We start from the raw sequence: 15,683 nt of genomic DNA, 5'->3' as shown, positions 1-15,683 counted from the left end.
GCCGATGCTCGACTACAGCAAAGAGGCCGACCGCTACGACGCGTCGCGCGGCGGCGAGCCCCGCGCGGCGGCCGCGGCGGACGCGGTCATCGGCCTGCTGCCCCCGGACACCGCCACCCTCCTCGACGTCGCCTGCGGCACAGGACTCGTCACGCGGCGCCTCGCCGCGCGGCCGGGGCTGCGGGTGACCGGGGTCGACGCGGCGTACCGGATGGCCCGGATGGCGGCGGGCCGGGTGCCGGGCTCCGTGGTGCTCGGCGACAGCCGCCGACTCCCCTTTCCCGACGGCGCGTTCGACGCCGTGAGCATGGTGTGGCTGTTGCACCTGCTGTCCGGTGCCGAGGAGACGTCGTCGGTCGTCGCCGAGTGCGCGCGGGTGCTGCGGCCCGGCGGGACCCTCGTCACCACCGTCGACAAGGCCACGTCGCACGACGTGGGCAGCGACATCGACGCCGTGCTCGCGCCCCGTCCGATCCGGCCCGCGGTGGACCGCGCCGAAGACATCGAGGCGTGCGCGGCCGCGCACGGGCTCGCGCCCGCGGGGCAGTCCCGGTTCCGGGGCCACGGGCAGGGCCGCTCGCCCCGCTCCGCGGTGGACGACCTGCGCCGCGGCTGGTTCACCCAGATCGCCCCGGACGGACCGCTCGCCGAGCGGTTCGCCGCGGGGCTCGCGGAACTGCCCGACCAGGAAGTGCCCCGCCCCGACCCGTGGTTCACGCTGCGCGCGTTCAGGAAGGGTCGCTGAAGGCCCCCGTGCCGCCGAACGCCCGCTCGGCGAAGCGTTCCCCGATGCGGCGGTGCGCGGCGGCGTCCGGGTGCAGGGCGTCGGGCAGCGGCAGCTCGGCGAAGTCGGCCTCGCCGTACAGCTCGCGGCCGTCGAGGTAGGACAGGTTCGGGTCGTCGGTGGCACGTTCCCGTACGATCCGGGCCAGCTCGTCCCTGATGACGCCGAGGGTCAGCTTCCCGCCCGCGACCTCCGCCGGATCGCCCGTCGCCCGGAAGCGCAACTGCCCCTCGGTGAACGCGGCGACGTCAAGGGCGCAGGGGCCGGGGGTGTCCTCGTGGATGGGGCACAGGATGGCCGAGACGACGAGCAGCGGCGCGGTCGGGTGGCCTTCGCGCACGGTGTCGAGGAAGCCGTGCACGGCGGGGCCGAAGGCGCGCAGCCGCATCAGGTCGGCGTTCACCACGTTGATGCCGAGCTTGATGCTGATCAGGTCGGCCGGGGTGTCCCGTATCGCGCGGGCGGTGAACGGGTCGAGCAGCGCGCTGCCGCCCAGGCCCATGTTGATCAGCTCCACGCCGCCGAGGGACGCGGCGAGCGCGGGCCACGTGGTGCTGGGGCTCGCGGCGTCGGAGCCGTGGCTGATCGAACTGCCGTGGTGCAGCCACACCTTGCGGCCCCGGTCAGGCGCGGGCTCGACGGGCGCGTCGGTGCGCAGCGCCACGAGCTCGGTGGTCTCGTTGTGCGGCAGCCAGATCTCGACGTCCTTCTCGCCCGCGGCGAGCCCGCCGAAGCGGACGGTGCCGACGGGGCCCGGCCGGTGCTCGGCGGTGCCGGTGCTCAGGTCGATGGTGAGGGTGTTGCCGCCGTCGACGCTGCCCTGACCGGCCGGACGCCCGTCGACGAGCAGGTCGTAGAGCCCGTCGGGGCGGGGCGGGGCGCCCGGGTAGACGCGCTTGGTCGCCAGCGTGTCGAGCTCGATGGCGGTGGCGCGGGTCCGGAAGACCAGGCGTACGCCGGAGGGCTGCGACTCGACCATGGCGAGCTGTCCGTCGGCGCACTGGGCACGGGCGCGGGCGGGCAGCCGGTGCGGCAGGACGCCGTGCGCGGTGTGCTCCAGGTCGAGGTGGCCGCGGAGGAGGTCGGGGGTGATGGGGGTGGTGATGGGGGCGGTGTTGTTCATTGCCTCAGCCTGTTGATCAAGTGGTGGGGGAGGGTGCGCGAGAGCGGGGGGTCAGGGCGCGGACCAGGTCCTGAGCAGGTCGTCGAGCCGGTCCAGGGTCCAGGACCAGGACTCCTGTGAGTCCGGGGCGCTGTGGCTGAAGCCGCCGGCCAGCTCCAGGCTGACGTACCCGTGGAAGACGCTGCCCAGGAGCCGCACCGCGTGTGTCTGGTCCGGCTCGTCCAGGTCGTAGCCGCGCAGGATCGCCCGGGTCATCCGCGCGTGCCTGCCGCCCGCGCTCGCCGCGGCCGCCTCCGGGTCGAGCCGGAACTGGGTCGAGGCGTACCGGCCGGGGTGCTCGCGGGCGTAGTCGCGGTAGACGTTCGCGAAAGCGGTGAGCGCGTCCTTTCCCGCGCGCCCGGCGAGGGCGGCGGAGCCCCGGTCGGCGAGTTCCTCCAGGGCGAGCAGGGCGATGCGGGTCTTCAGGTCGTGGGAGTTCTTCACGTGCGAGTACAGGCTCGCGACCTTGACGTCGAACTGCCGGGCGAGCGCGGAGACGGTCACCTCCGCGAAGCCGACCTCGTCGGCCAGCTCGGCTCCCGCTCTGACCAGGCGATCCGTGGTCAGTCCTACGCGTGCGGCCATGAGCTTGCCTCCGCCTTCTCTTCGGTCTTCCCTTAGGTGCGATCCATCTGCCTATAGCAATAGTGCACTTGCCTAAAGCTTTTAGGCAAGTCGAATAAGGCTTAAGGCGGGCGCGGATTCAGTCACTTGCTGGAACGGCAAGGCGGGTGGTCAGAAACAGGGAAAGGGGCGCAGGCTGGCACCACCCCCTCACGAGGGCGACATCAGCAGAGACACCACAGGAAGGTGGCGGGGAACGATGGCGCACGGACACTCCCACGGGCACGCCCACAAGCACGCCCACGGGCACTCCCACGACACGGCCGACATCGACTGGGCCGACATGGGCGACAAGCTGGAGCGGTACGCGAAGATCGCCGCGCCGATGTACGGAGAGGTGGTCGCGTGGCTGCGCCGGTGGGTGCCGGAGCCGGGGCTCGTGGCCGACGTCGGCGCGGGTCCCGGTGCCGTGGCCTTCCTGCTGGCCGACGCGTTCCCCGGGGCGCGGGTCGTCGCGGCGGACCCCGAGGGGCCGCTCCTGGAGCGCGCCGGTGAGCGCGCCGCCCGCGAGGGCCTCGCCGACCGGCTCAGCGCGGTCCGGGTGGAACTCCCGGACGACGTCGGCCAGTTGCCGCCCGCGGACCTGATGTGGCTGGGCAAGTCCCTGCACCACGTGGGCGACCAGGGCGCCGCGCTCGCCGCCCTCGCGCAGCGGATCGCCCCGGGCGGCGCGATCGCCCTCCTGGAGGGTGGTCTCGGCGCCCGCAGCCTGCCCCGCGACATCGGCTTCGGCAAGCCAGGACTCCAGTCCCGCCTGGAGGCGGTGGACGAGGAGTGGTTCGCCGGGATGCGCGCGAGCCTGCCGGGCGCGAAGGACGTCGTGGAGGACTGGCCCGCCCTCCTCGGCGCCGCCGGCCTGCGGCACGTGGCCACCCGCACCTTCCTCCTCGACCTCCCCGCCCCGCTCCCGCGCGAGGCCCGTACGCACCTGGTGGACGAGCTGGCCCGCCGCCGCGACATGTACGACGAGCTCCTCGGCGCCGACGAGCTGGCCACCATCGACCGCCTCCTGGACCCGTCGGATCCGGGCGGCCTCCTCCTCAGGCCGGACGCGTTCCTGCTGCTCGCGCAGACGGTGCACGTGGCGGTCAAGGACGGGGAGCAGGGCTAGCCGGACGCGCTTCCCGCCAGGCGCGCATTCGCCCAACCACGGGTATGGAACCGCCTGTTGACGTAACGTCGGGGCGGAATCCGGCAGGGCGGGAAGGGGTGCGGCCGCGTGAACGAGCTGATGCGATGGGAGTCCGACGACGGGCCCGTCGTGGTCGAGATGGACTCCCGCGACCCCGGGTTCAGGTCCGTGTCGCGGCGCGGCGGGGACGGCGAGATCTACGAGGTCGAGGGCCGCTTCGAGTCGGCGCTGAGCAATGTGCGCGGGGCCGCGATGTCCGCGCTGCGGACCTTCCGGGACCGGGCGCTCGACCCCGACGCCATCGAGCTGGAGTTCGGGGTCAAGCTCAGCGCCGTAGCGGGTGCCGTCATCGCCAAGACGGCCGCCGAAGGGCATCTCACCGTCAAGCTCACCTGGTCCAGGCCGCAGGCGACGGGCGACGGCACGGGGCAGGACGGCACCGGACAGGACGGCACCGGACAGGCCGTGCAAGGCGAATAATGGCGGGCATGCACTGGCGTGCCCGGATCGGCACGGTCGACGGCGCCCCCAGAGGGGCGGGCGTACTGGTCGACGGTGCGCGACTGATCACCTGCGCCCACGTCGTCGAGGGCCTCGACGAGGTCTCCGTGACGCTGCCGGGACTCGACGAGACGCTGCGCGGGACCGTGGCGTGGGTCGGGGACTGGCGGCGCGTGGGGGACCGCGGCGACGTGGCCGTGGTCGCGCTCGACCGGGTGCCCGACGCGGCGCCGTGCGCGTTCGCCCCGCTCGACGTCCTGCGGCCGCGCCCGGGGCGCGCCGCCCCCGAACTGCGCGCGCTCGGCTTCCCGTTCGGCCACGACGAGGTGGGGACGCACGTCACGCTGCGCACCAGCGCGGACCGGCTGCTCGGCCAGGAGTGGCTGGAGATCGACGTGGACCGGGCTCATCTGCAGCGCCTCGACGAGGGGTTCAGCGGCGCCGCCGTCTACGACCAGGCGAGCCGTCTCGTCGTCGGCATCCTCACCGACGCCGTGCTCGACGGCGCCCCCGCGGGACACCTCGGACGGATGCTGCCCCTCGACACCATCCGCCGCCACTGGGAGGAGCTGGACGACCTCCTGCCGCTCGACTGGCTGCCCAGCGCGCCGCGCCGCGAACTGCGCGCGCTGTTCAGCGACGTACGCATCGACGCGGCGAACCTGGAGCTGATCGTCCGGCGGGCCTTCCCCACCTTCCGCCGTCCGCTGCCCGCCTTCCGGTCCGTCTGGCACGCGGTCCGCCACGTCGCCGAGGAGCTGACCGGCGAGGACCGGCTCGTGCGGCTGCTCGACTCGCTGCGTGCGGCAGGGCCGCCCGGCGTGGACATCGGCGCGTGGCTGCGGCGCTGGATGCCCGAGCAGTACGTCGAGGGCCGGGCGACCGGCGCGGCAGGGGGCGCCGCACCCACAGGGTCCGTCATGTTCCGCGCCGAGTCGATGACCCGGGGCGCCGGACTCGACCTCTCGGTCTGCACCGTGGTCGACGGCGTGCCCGTCGCCAGGGCCGGTCCCGTCCGGATCCGGCCCCGCCAGCTGCGTCCGAAGGTGGAGGCACTGCTCGCCGAACAGATCGGCCGCGTCCACGAGTTCGACTGGATGGTGGAGTTCGTGGTGCCCGAACGGCTGATGAGCGAGCCGTACGAGGAGTGGCAGATCCACGAGCCGGGCGCCGCCCGGCCCCGGCCGCTGCGCACGGTGCCCGTCGTGGTCCGGCACATGGACCGCCTCAAACCGCTCACCGTCTCGCGGCTCACCCGCAGGCGCTGGGAGACGGTGCGGGCCCGCGGCGAGACCAGGCCCCGGCGCGTGGAGTGCGGACTGCCGTACGGCTACGAGGAGTTCCACGACTGGCTGGACGCCGACGACGACGTGTGCGCCCTCGCGTACGCCGCGACACCCGTCGGCGACTGGCTCGCCGCCGCACTCGACACCGGTGTGCCGATCATGCTGTGGCGGCGCCACGACTGCGGCGACGAGGGCCACGCCCACTGCGCGCCCGACAAGTTCCTCGACCGGCTCACGGACGCGGTCGCCGCACTCGACCCCGACCGGCTGCCGTTCGAGGTGATGCGGCTGCGCAAGGAGGCCCGCTCCCCGGACAAGGGGGACGCCGAACACTGCGGGCACCGGCTGACCCTGTTCTGGGACGACCCGGAGCGCAAACCGGATCCGCCGCTGGCGATGGGAGCGAGGGGAGCGCCGTGAGCGCCGTGAGCGGGAGCAGCGCATCGAGTGCGGGAAGCGTACGGATCACAGGGAGCGTGGAGCGTGTCTGAGGCGTCCGAGACGGCCGAGATGTCCAACTGGCTTATCTACAACGGCAGTCGGATCCCGCACGACGGCATCGAACGGCTCCCGGCCCCACCCCCCTGGCGCACCTTCACCGGAGGACCCGCCCTGCCCATCCCGCCCGGCGACTCCGGCAACCCGCACGCGGCCGTCAGCTACCGCCCAGGCGAGGACGCGGTCCGCCAGGTCAACGCCGCGCTGTACCTTCGCAGACCGCTCCTGGTGACCGGCGCCCCCGGCACCGGCAAGTCCTCCCTCGCGTACGCGGTGGCGCACGAACTCGGCCTCGGCAAGGTCCTGCACTGGCCGATCACCAGCCGGGTCGCCCTGCGCGAAGGACTCTACGAGTACGACCCGCTGACCCGCCTGTACGCCGCCGAACGCGCCCGCGGCGACGGAGACGCGGGCGTCGGCGACGACATCGGCGACTATCTGCGCCTCGGCCCCCTCGGCACCGCGCTGCTCCCGTACGAGCGGCCCCGCGTGCTGCTCGTCGACGAGATCGACAAGAGCGACATCGACCTGCCCAACGACCTCCTCACCATCTTCGAGAAGGGCTCCTACGAACTCGTCGAACTGGCCAGGCGCGCCGCGCCCACCGCCAGGGTGATGACCGCCGACAGCACCACCGACCGAGTGGAGATCCGCGACGGCACCGTCACCTGCCGCGCCTTCCCGCTCGTCATCATGACCAGCAACGGCGAGCGCGAGTTCCCGCCCGCGTTCCTGCGGCGCTGTGTGACCGTGGACCTGAAGCAGCCCGCCAGCGTGGCCGAGCTGACCGCGATCGTCCGCGAACATCTCGCCCCGGTGATCGGGGGTGCGGGCGGTGAACTCCCGCCGGGCGCCCAGCAGATCATCGACCGTTTCTTCGAGCGGCGTGGTGGCGGCCTGCTCGCCAACGACCAGCTCCTCAACGCCATTTACATGTGCCATCACGCGTCGTTCAGCGAAGAGCCGGAGAACGTACGGAAGTTGGCGGACCAGGTGATGCCGTACCTGAGCGGCGAGGCGACCCGGCACGATGACGCTTGACCGGCTCAGGGACGCGCTGGAGGCACTCGGTCCACCGGTCACCCCGCTGGAACTGGCGGAGATGCTGTGGCTGGCGGAGCGGTTGCCCGTGGGGGAGGGCGGTGACGCCGGGGCTTCGGCGTCGGGCCGGTACGGCGGTGACCACGTGGACTTCCAAGGGGGTACGTTCCACGGTCCGGTGACGGTCCGCCTTGACCACCCCGACGGGAGCGAGGAGGGCGACGCGGACGCGGAGCGCGTCGACCCGGCGGAGGCGGAGGGCGACGCCGGTCCACCCCCCGACGCCGGGCGCAGGCCCCTGCACGTGCCGCACGGCGCCGCGAGCCCCGGCACCGACGCCGACGACGTCCTCGTCCCCGCCCCACAGGCCCTGCGCCAAGAACTCGCGATCCAGCGCTCCCTGCGCCCGCTCAAGCGGCACGTCCCCGACCGGCGCCGCCGCGTCCTGGACGAGGAAGCCACCGCGGCGCGCGCCGCGCGCCACTCGGGCCCGCACCCCTGGACCCCCGTCATGGTCCCCGTCACCGACCGGCTCCTGAGCCTGGCCCTGGTCGTCGACACGGGCCCGGCGATGACGGTGTGGCGTCCGCTCGCCCGCGAACTGCGCGAGGCCACCCAGCGCACCGCCGCCTTCCGCGACGTACGCGTCTGGCACCTGGCCGACCTCGGATCGCGCGTCGGCGTCCGCAGTTCGGCCGCGGGACCCGCACTCGACCCGGCGGCCCTCGTCGACCCGACGGGGCGCCAGATCGTCCTGGTGCTCAGCGACTGCTCGGGCCCGCACTGGTGGGGCGGTCGCGCGGATCCCGCACTGCGCCTGTGGGCAGGGCGCGGCCCCACCGCGATCCTCCAGCCGCTGCCCGAACGCCTCTGGCGCAGGACCGCCGCACCCGCCGTCCCCGGCCGGGCCATCGCCTCGCGCGCGGGCGCGCCCAACACGGCACTGCGGTTCACCCCGCACGACGGCCGCGCGGGCCTGCCCGCGCCCGACGCGATCCCCGTGCCGGTCCTCGAACTGGCCCCCGAGTGGCTCGCCGACTGGGCGGGCCTGGTGACGGCGTCCGGCGACCGGCGCAGGGACACGGCCATGACGTACGTGAGCGCGACGCGGCCACCGCACGACCAACCCCTCGCCAGCGAAGGGGACTTGCCGATCACTGAGCGGCTCCTCCGCTTCCAGGCGGCGGCCTCGCCCACGGCGGCGGACCTGGCCGCGCACGTCGCGCTCTCCGTCCCCGCGCTGCCGGTGATGCGGCTCATCCAGCAGCGAGTGACGCGCGGCTCGCGCCCCAGCGACCTCGCCGAGGTCCTCCTGAGCGGCCTCCTGGAGCCGGTCGACCCGGAGCGCGGCCTGTACGCATTCGTGCCGGGAGCCAGGGCCGCGCTCCTGGAGACCTTGCCCCGCCCCGAGTCCCTGGCGGTCGCCGAGCTGCTCGGCCGCCTCGGTGCGGAGATCGAGGCGAGGGCGGGTTCGGCGACCCGGGCGTTCCGGGCGGTCGTGCCGGTGGCGGAGGGGTCGGGCAGCCGGGGCCTCGGGGCGGCGGGGCAGCCGTTCGCGCTGGTGAGCGAGGAGGCGTTGGGGGTGTTGCGGGGGCGGGCCATACGGGTCGTGGAGCGGCCATCGGTGAGCATCCCGGATACGGATACGTGGAAACTCGCCGTGGAGGAAGAGCCCGTCCCTCCGGAGGTGGCGCGGTTCGATCCGCCCGGCTCTGTGACGGCCCCGGCTGGCTTCTCCAACGTCACCGTCCCGGACCCGTTCATCGGCCGGGCACATGAACTCGACGGTCTGGACAGGACGTTCTCCGACCTCCACGGGGCCGAGCGGGTCGTCCTGCACGGCGCGGCGGGCGTCGGCAAGACCACGCTGGCGATGGCGTGGGCGCGCCGCTGGAGCGGCCGTGACCAGGAGCGCCTGGTGTGGTGGGTCACGGCGGACTCGTTCGCGGCGGTGGTCGCGGGGCTCTCCGGCCTTGCCGGTGCCCTGCAGCCGTCGGTGACGGATCCTCGCGTGCTGCGGGAGAGCTGGGAATGGGCTCTTGAGTGGCTGAGTTCCCACACCAGCTGGGCACTCGTCCTCGACGGCGTCAGGAAGCCCGCCCACGTACGCGTCCTGCTGTCCCGGCTCGGCCGCGGCGGTGCCGTTCTGGTCACCAGCCGGGAGGCGGAGGGCTGGCCGGACGATGTCTTCCGGCTCGGACTCGACGTGCCCGCGCTGTCGGAGGCGGTCCAGATGTTCAAGGCCCACGTGGGCCGCGATGTCGCGGGCGCCGTGCGCCTGTGCGAGGAGCTGGGGCGCCTGCCGAGCGCGGTGGTGCGGGCGGCGGGGGCCGTCGCGGAGACGGGCGTGACGGTGGACGAATACCTTGCCCTCTCCGCACAGGAGGCGGCCGGACCGATCGATCCGGAGGCACCGGGCCCGGAACCGGCGGAGGGTCCGGTGCAGACGGACGCGATCGGCGACGCGATCAGGGAGTCGCTGCGCGGCCTCGCCGACGAGGAGGCCGCCCAACTACTGCGAATCCTCGCCTGGTTGGGCGAAGGTCCCGTTCCTTACGAGCTGCTGGCAGCTCTGTCCCCGGCGTACGACGTGACACGCTCGCTGGTTGCCCTGGCGGAGCGGGGCCTGGTCGATCGCGACCGGGCGACGGACACGGTGACGCTCCCGGCGAGGGTCGGAGCCATTGCTCTCACCCCGAACGAGTCCCTGCTGCCGCGCGAGGCCAGAGCTGTTGCCGTCGCCCGCAACATGGCCGTCGGCTGTCTCGCCGCCGCGTTTCCGAAGTCTGTCGACGACCCGGCGAACTGGCCCCGATGCCGTCAACTCTTCCCGCTCGTCGAGGGGTTGTGCAAACGGGTCAGGACCGAGGACGGCACCGAGGTGCTGGCGCAACTCTTCACGCGGGCAGGGCAGTTCCTCATCAGTCAGGGGAGGGTGGGGTGGGCCATCGACCTACTGGAAAGGGCGCTGTCGTGCAGGCGACGGCTTTCGGGCCACCGGTCGCCGGAGGCGGTGGAAGCCCTGAAGGTCCTGGCGGCGGCTCACCTGGCGGCGGGGCGAGCCGGGAACGCGATCGATCTCTTCAAGGAGGCGCTGGACGGTGTGGCCACCAGGGGGAGGCACCTGGACCCCGCGTCACTCGAGCTGCGCGCCCGGCTCGCCGACGCCTATGCCGCGTCGGGCGATACGCGGTCGGCCGTACGGGAACTGAAGGACGTCCACACGACGGCGGCCGTTTCCCTGGGCGTCGAGCACCCCGACACCTTGCGGCTGCGGTCTCGTCTCGCGGGCGCGTACGCGGTGGCGGGGCGCCCGGGCGAGGCCGTGGAGACGTACGAGGAAACGCTGACCGGCTGCCGCAGGGTGTGGGGCGGCGATGCCCTGGAGACGATCGAGGTGCGCAGGGACCTGGCCCTCGCGTGCGAGGCGGCGGGAGCCGTGGAACGGGCGGTGACCGAACTGGAGCGGGTGGTGGCGGACCTGTCCCGGGTGTTCGGTGCCGGGTGCCCGCAGGCGGTGTCCGCGCGGTTGGACCTGGCCGACCTCTACCGGGCCGCGGGCAGGGTGCGGCAGGCCGTCAAGACGTATGAGAAGGCGCACGCGGAAAGCTTCGCGGAGCTGGGGGTGGATCATCCGCGGACTCTGGATGTTCGGGAGCGGCTGGCCGAGACGTACCTCACCGACGGGCGTGCGGGACCGGCCGCCGACCTGTTCGAGGTGGTGTGGCAAGGGCGGCGAAGGGTCCTCGGAGAGGACCACCCGGACACGCTCCGGGCTGCGGACTGCCTCGCTTCCGCTTTCGGGGGCATCGGCTCCGTGGGTAGGCAAACCGCCCTGTACGAAGGGGTGTTGGCGGACCGGCGCGAACCGGAGGTGGCGGGCAGGGGCCGGTCCGTGGAACTGCGGGAGCGGGCCCATGCCGGGCGGGTGCGGGTGTTGGGCGAGGACCACCCCGATACCTTGTACGCGCTTGAAGGGCTTGCGCTCGCACGGATCCGGACCGGAGATACGGAGACGGTGTCGAAGGGCTTCGACGATCTCCGTGCCGCGCTGACGCTGCACGAGGACACGCAAGGGCCCACCCACCCCGACACTCTTCGCGCGCTCGGCAGATTCGTGAAGTCCTGCCTGGGCGCGGGGCCGGAGCGCGTCGGGCGAGCCGTTCAGGTGTGCGAGGAGGTCCAGGCCCGCGCGAGCACCACCAGGCGCGACGGAGGGGAGGCGGCGGCCCATGTGATGCGGCATGTCCTCGCCCACGTCAAGGCCACCCTCGGCTCCACCCACCCGCAAGTGGCGGACCTGGAAACGCGCCTGGCCCGCCCGCGCTGACCCGAAGGGCCACCACGAGCGGGCCAGTACGTACGACAGACAGGTGCCGGTCAGACCACGTCGAACGCCGCCGGGTCCGGGCCGAGCCGCCGGTCCTCGTTCAGCGCCGAGATCGCCCCCATGTCCTCGGGGTCGAGCTCGAAGCTGAAGACGTCGATGTTCTCCTTGATCCGCGACGGGGTCACGGACTTCGGGATCACCACGTTGCCCAGCTGGATGTGCCAGCGGAGCACGACCTGGGCGGGCGTGCGCCCGTGCTTCTGTGCGATCGCGACGATCGCGGGGACCTCGAGGAGGCCCTTGCCCTGGCCGAGCGGCGACCACGCCTCGGTGGTGATGCCCTGCTCCGCGTGGTACTCGCGGGAGGCGCGCTGCTGGAGGTGCGGGTGCAGCTCGATCTGGTTGACGGCCGGAATGATCGACGTCTCGCCGATCAGCCGCTCCAGGTGCTCGGGCAGGAAGTTCGAGACGCCGATGGCCTTGGCGCGTCCATCGGCGTGGATCTTCTCGAACGCCTTGTACGTGTCGACGTAGAGATCCTTGGAAGGCAGCGGCCAGTGGATGAGATACAGGTCCACCTGGTCGAGCCCCAGCTTGTCCAGCGAAGCGTCGAACGCGCGGAGCGTCGAGTCGTATCCCTGCTCGCCGTTCCAGAGCTTCGTCGTGACGAAGAGCTCGTCGCGGGCGATGCCGGAGGCGGCGATGGCCCTGCCGGTGCCCTCTTCGTTGCCGTAGATGGCCGCGGTGTCGATGCTGCGGTACCCGGCCTCCAGCGCCGTCGCGACAGCCTTCTCGGCCTCGTCGTCCGGCACCTGCCAGACGCCGAACCCGAGCTGGGGCATCTCGACGCCGTTGTTCAGGATGATCGGGGGGACCTTGCTCACGAGCTTTCGATCCTTAAGTCGTCGGTTGTTACTTCCATGGTCAACGAACACGGCCGGTGCCGCATTCCTGATTACGGCGCGATCTGATCGTGAATTGGCTGGATGAGGATCGCAGGGCCGTCATGTCGGTCCGGACCATTGACGGTGTTCCGTCAGGCCGGGACCCTGTTGCACGTCACTGAACACCGGACACCCATGTGAACGCCGCCAGGGCTGCTGTCCCTGGGAGCCCTGCGATCCCTGCCCCACCTCCCTGAAACCTCACCTCCCTGAAACCCCACCTCTTCAGGAAAGGCAGCGACATGCACAGCACCGATCAGGAGAAGTCCGTCCAGGAGCCCGCGCACCGGTCCGATACCGGCGCCCCGGGCTGGCAGAGCCCCGAGTACGCGATCGTCGACACCGCCCTCGAAATCACCGCCTACCGCCTCGCCGACCGGTAGACCCGCCGCCATGCTGCTGCAGGTGCTCGGCACCGCGGCGGGCGGCGGGCTGCCCCAGTGGAACTGCGCGTGCCCCGGGTGCACCGGGGCGCGCGCCCACCCGGAGCGCCGCCGTCGCCATGCCGCACTCGCCGTCCACGCGGGAGAGGGGCGCTGGTACCTCGTCAACGCCACCCCCGACATCGCCGATCAGATCGAGTCGGTCCCCGCCCTGCACCCCGGCACGGGACAGGACGCGCGGCACACCCCCGTCGCCGGGGTCGTCCTCACCGACGCCGAGCTCGACCACACCCTGGGCCTCGCCCGGCTGCGCGAGGCCCGCGACGGCATCGAGGTCATCGCCACGGCACCCGTGCGCGGCGCCGTGCGCGACGGGCTGCGGCTCGACGCCCTCCTCGAGCCCTACACGCGCGTGCGCTGGCGGGAGCTGACCAGCGAGGCGACCCTGGCGCTGCCCGGCAGCGCGGGGATCCAGCTGCGCGCCGTACCGGTCTCGGCCAAGCGTCCGCGGTACGCCGCGGGCACCGGCGCCGACGTGGGCACCTGGTCCATCGCCCTGCGCATCCACGAGTCCGCGACCGGCAGGACCGTGCTCTACGCCCCCGCCCTCGCGGTGTGGAGCGCCACGTTCGAGCGGGCGGCGCGGGCCGCCGACTGCGTGATCGTCGACGGCACCTTCTGGGACGACGACGAGCCCGTACGCTCCGGCTTCTCCGCCCGCACCGCCACCGCCATGGGGCACCGCCCGATCGCGGGACCCACCGGCACGGCCCACCGCCTCGCCCGGCTCCCGGCGCGCTGCCTCTACACCCACCTCAACAACACCAACCCCCTCGGGGACCCGCACGCCGAGCAGCACAAGCTCCTCGCCGAGTGGGGGATCGAAGTGGCCTCGGAGGGGATGGTGATCGAGCCGTGACGCGTCCCGGGGACGAGCTGACGGAACGGCTGCGCGCCGTCTCCGCCGAGCGCTACCACGACCGGCACCCCTTCAACGTACGCATGCACGCGGGCGACCTGACGCGCGAGGAACTGCGCCGCTGGATCGCCAACCGGTTCCACTACCAGCGGCACATCCCCGTCAAGGACGCCCTGATCCTCGCGAAGTTCGACGACCCCGCGCCGCGCCGCGGCTGGCTGCGCAGGATCAGGGACCACGACGGGGAGCGCGAGGGCGAGGGCGGCATCGAGCGGTGGCTCCGGCTCGGCGAGGCGGCCGGGCTGAAGCGGGAGCAACTCACCGACGCCTCCCGGGTGTTGCCCGGGGTGCGGCTCGCGGTCGACGGGTACGTCAACTTCTGCAGGCTCAGGCCCGCCCTGGACGCCGTGGCCGCCTCCCTCACGGAACTCTCCGCGCCCGATCTGATGCGCACCAGGATCGCCGCCTTCGAACGGCACTACCCGTGGATCGACGCGGACGGGCTCGCCTACTTCCGTACGCGCGTCGGTCAGGGCAGCCGCGACGGACAGGAGGCGCTCGCCCTCGTCCTGAAGTGGGCCCGTACCCCCGAGGAACAGGAACGGGCCGTCGCCGCCCTCGCGTTCAAGTGCGACGTGCTGTGGTCCCTGCTCGACGCCGTCGACCGAGGGGCGCCGTCACATGACTACTCATGACGTCGTACGCGGCGACTGGCGCCCCGAGCTCTCGCGCTCCGTACTGCTCCGGCACGACCGGGTGCGCGACGTGGACCTCCTGGTCCTGCCCGAGCGGGTCGTCGTCCTGCGCGGCGCCGCCGGGAGCATCGTGGCCCTGTGCGACGGCGACCGCGATGTCGTCGCCATCGTCGCGGAACTGGCGCGACGCCACCCCGACGCGCCGGTCGCCGCCGAAGTCCCGGTGTTCCTGGAGCAGTTGCGCGCCGAGGGGTGGCTGCGGTGACCGAACCCGACCCGCCCTGGGCGCTTCTCGCCGAGCTCACCCACGCCTGCCCGCTGCGCTGCTCGTACTGTTCCAATCCCGTCGAACTGGCAGCCAGAGAAGCCGAGTTGACGGCCTCGGAGTGGAGTGACGTCTTCCGTCAGGCCGCCGCGCTCGGTGTCGTGCAGAGCCATCTGTCGGGCGGGGAGCCCCTGCTGCGCCGCGACCTCACCGAGATCGTCGTCGCCGCCACCGCCGCGGAGATCCACACCCAGCTCGTGACCAGCGGCGTCGGCCTGCACCGGGCCCGACTCGACGCGCTGGTCGGTGCGGGGCTGCACAGCGTCCAGCTCTCCGTGCAGCACGCGGACCCGGCCGTCGCCCTGCGTATCGCGGGCGCACGGGCGTTCGCGGCGAAGGAGCGGGCCGCCGGGCTGATCCGGGCGGCCGGTCTGCCGCTCGGCCTCAACGCCGTGCTGCACCGCGCCAACCTCGACGCGCTCGACGCCCTCGTGGAACTCGGCCTCGCCTGGGGCGCCGACCGGCTGGAGCTGGCCAACACGCAGTTCTACGGCTGGGCGCTGCGCAACCGCGACGCGCTGCTCCCCGGCCGGGCACAGGTGGCCCGGGCCCGCGAGCGCGTCGAGCGGTGGCGGCAGCGGCTGGCTGGACGCATGGAGATCGTGTGGGTGGCGCCCGACTACGTCGACGGCGTCGCGAAACCCTGCATGGGCGGCTGGGGCGCGCTCTCGCTGACCGTCGCCCCGGACGGCAGGGCACTGCCCTGCCCGGCGGCCGCTGATCTCCTCGGCGCCGTGGCGCCCAACGTCAAAGACCGTCAATTGTCCTGGATCTGGCGGGAGTCAGAGGCGTTCACGCGCTATCGCGGCGAGGCGTGGATGAGCGACACCTGCCGCGGCTGCGAGCTGCGCACCGTCGACTTCGGCGGCTGCCGCTGCCAGGCGTACGCCCTGACCGGCGATGCCGCCCGCACGGACCCCGCCTGCCACCGCTCGCCCGACCACGCCATGGTCCGCGCCCTGGTCGACGGGGCGGGGCGCGCCGCGGCCGCCGCCGCGCCGCCCGACTACGTCTACCGCACGCACACCGCCGGACCGGCGCTCACGTAACTCCCCATGT

Annotated in this window: 14 protein-coding genes; 11 read left to right on the top strand and 3 right to left on the bottom strand. The window is 73.0% G+C overall.

All coding sequences use genetic code 11. The features are described 5' to 3' along the window. Positions 1 to 4 precede the first annotated feature (4 nt). Entirely contained in the window at positions 5 to 745 is a 741-nt protein-coding gene (locus CP970_RS05620) for a class I SAM-dependent methyltransferase (RefSeq protein WP_055554394.1), read from the top strand. Here the strand turns inward: CP970_RS05620 and CP970_RS05615 are convergent. After that, a complete protein-coding gene (locus CP970_RS05615) occupies positions 729 to 1,907 on the bottom strand; it encodes a GDSL-type esterase/lipase family protein (RefSeq protein ID WP_150493015.1) in 1,179 nt (392 codons plus the stop codon). The genes CP970_RS05620 and CP970_RS05615 overlap by 17 nt on opposite strands. Positions 1,908 to 1,958: 51 nt before the next feature. Further along, a complete protein-coding gene (locus tag CP970_RS05610) occupies positions 1,959 to 2,531 on the bottom strand; it encodes a TetR/AcrR family transcriptional regulator (protein ID WP_055546026.1) in 573 nt (190 codons plus the stop codon). A gap of 238 nt (positions 2,532 to 2,769) precedes the next feature. On the opposite strand from CP970_RS05610, the gene CP970_RS05605 reads away from it, so the two are divergent. From CP970_RS05605 to CP970_RS05585, 5 genes are all read left to right on the top strand, one after another. After that, positions 2,770 to 3,681, top strand: coding sequence for a class I SAM-dependent methyltransferase (locus CP970_RS05605; RefSeq protein WP_055546024.1), 912 nt, complete (start codon positions 2,770 to 2,772; stop codon positions 3,679 to 3,681). 108 nt (positions 3,682 to 3,789) lie between these two features. Then, positions 3,790 to 4,182, top strand: a complete 393-nt coding sequence (locus CP970_RS05600) for a CU044_2847 family protein (protein WP_055546023.1) — start codon at positions 3,790 to 3,792, stop codon at positions 4,180 to 4,182. A gap of 8 nt (positions 4,183 to 4,190) precedes the next feature. Next, a complete protein-coding gene (locus CP970_RS05595) occupies positions 4,191 to 5,909 on the top strand; it encodes a VMAP-C domain-containing protein (protein ID WP_157877689.1) in 1,719 nt (572 codons plus the stop codon). A 90-nt stretch (positions 5,910 to 5,999) separates the two neighbouring features. Continuing rightward, entirely contained in the window at positions 6,000 to 7,028 is a 1,029-nt protein-coding gene (locus CP970_RS05590; RefSeq protein ID WP_150494745.1) for an AAA family ATPase, read from the top strand. Then, complete coding sequence (locus CP970_RS05585; protein WP_150493013.1) at positions 7,018 to 11,358, top strand: SAV_2336 N-terminal domain-related protein; 4,341 nt, start codon at positions 7,018 to 7,020, stop codon at positions 11,356 to 11,358. The genes CP970_RS05590 and CP970_RS05585 overlap by 11 nt, the downstream gene beginning before the upstream one ends. 50 nt (positions 11,359 to 11,408) lie before the next feature. On the opposite strand, the gene CP970_RS05580 is transcribed toward CP970_RS05585, so the two are convergent. Continuing rightward, the gene (locus tag CP970_RS05580; protein ID WP_055544976.1) at positions 11,409 to 12,200 is read right to left on the bottom strand and encodes an aldo/keto reductase; all 792 of its coding nucleotides are present in this window, start codon (positions 12,198 to 12,200) and stop codon (positions 11,409 to 11,411) included. Positions 12,201 to 12,544: 344 nt separating this feature from the next. Between CP970_RS05580 and pqqA the strand changes: the two genes are divergently transcribed. From pqqA to pqqE, 5 genes are read left to right on the top strand one after another with little or no spacing between them, the layout of a single operon-like run. Continuing rightward, the gene (pqqA, locus tag CP970_RS05575; protein WP_063806024.1) at positions 12,545 to 12,685 is read left to right on the top strand and encodes a pyrroloquinoline quinone precursor peptide PqqA; all 141 of its coding nucleotides are present in this window, start codon (positions 12,545 to 12,547) and stop codon (positions 12,683 to 12,685) included. Positions 12,686 to 12,695: 10 nt separating this feature from the next. After that, entirely contained in the window at positions 12,696 to 13,604 is a 909-nt protein-coding gene (pqqB, locus tag CP970_RS05570) for a pyrroloquinoline quinone biosynthesis protein PqqB (RefSeq protein ID WP_055544964.1), read from the top strand. Further along, complete coding sequence (gene pqqC / locus CP970_RS05565) at positions 13,601 to 14,299, top strand: pyrroloquinoline-quinone synthase PqqC (protein WP_055544965.1); 699 nt, start codon at positions 13,601 to 13,603, stop codon at positions 14,297 to 14,299. The genes pqqB and pqqC overlap by 4 nt, the downstream gene beginning before the upstream one ends. Continuing rightward, positions 14,286 to 14,564 (top strand): pyrroloquinoline quinone biosynthesis peptide chaperone PqqD, encoded by a 279-nt coding sequence (gene pqqD / locus CP970_RS05560; RefSeq protein ID WP_055544966.1) that lies wholly within the window; start codon positions 14,286 to 14,288, stop codon positions 14,562 to 14,564. Before pqqC ends, pqqD begins: the two co-directional genes overlap by 14 nt. Then, complete coding sequence (pqqE, locus tag CP970_RS05555; protein WP_079043278.1) at positions 14,561 to 15,673, top strand: pyrroloquinoline quinone biosynthesis protein PqqE; 1,113 nt, start codon at positions 14,561 to 14,563, stop codon at positions 15,671 to 15,673. The genes pqqD and pqqE overlap by 4 nt, the downstream gene beginning before the upstream one ends. Positions 15,674 to 15,683 lie beyond the last annotated feature (10 nt).

Origin of the sequence: Streptomyces kanamyceticus (assembly GCF_008704495.1) — a bacterium.
Classification (GTDB): domain Bacteria; phylum Actinomycetota; class Actinomycetes; order Streptomycetales; family Streptomycetaceae; genus Streptomyces; species Streptomyces kanamyceticus.
Note: the sequence above shows the minus strand (reverse complement) of the source record. Positions and strands in the feature narration are given on the sequence as shown.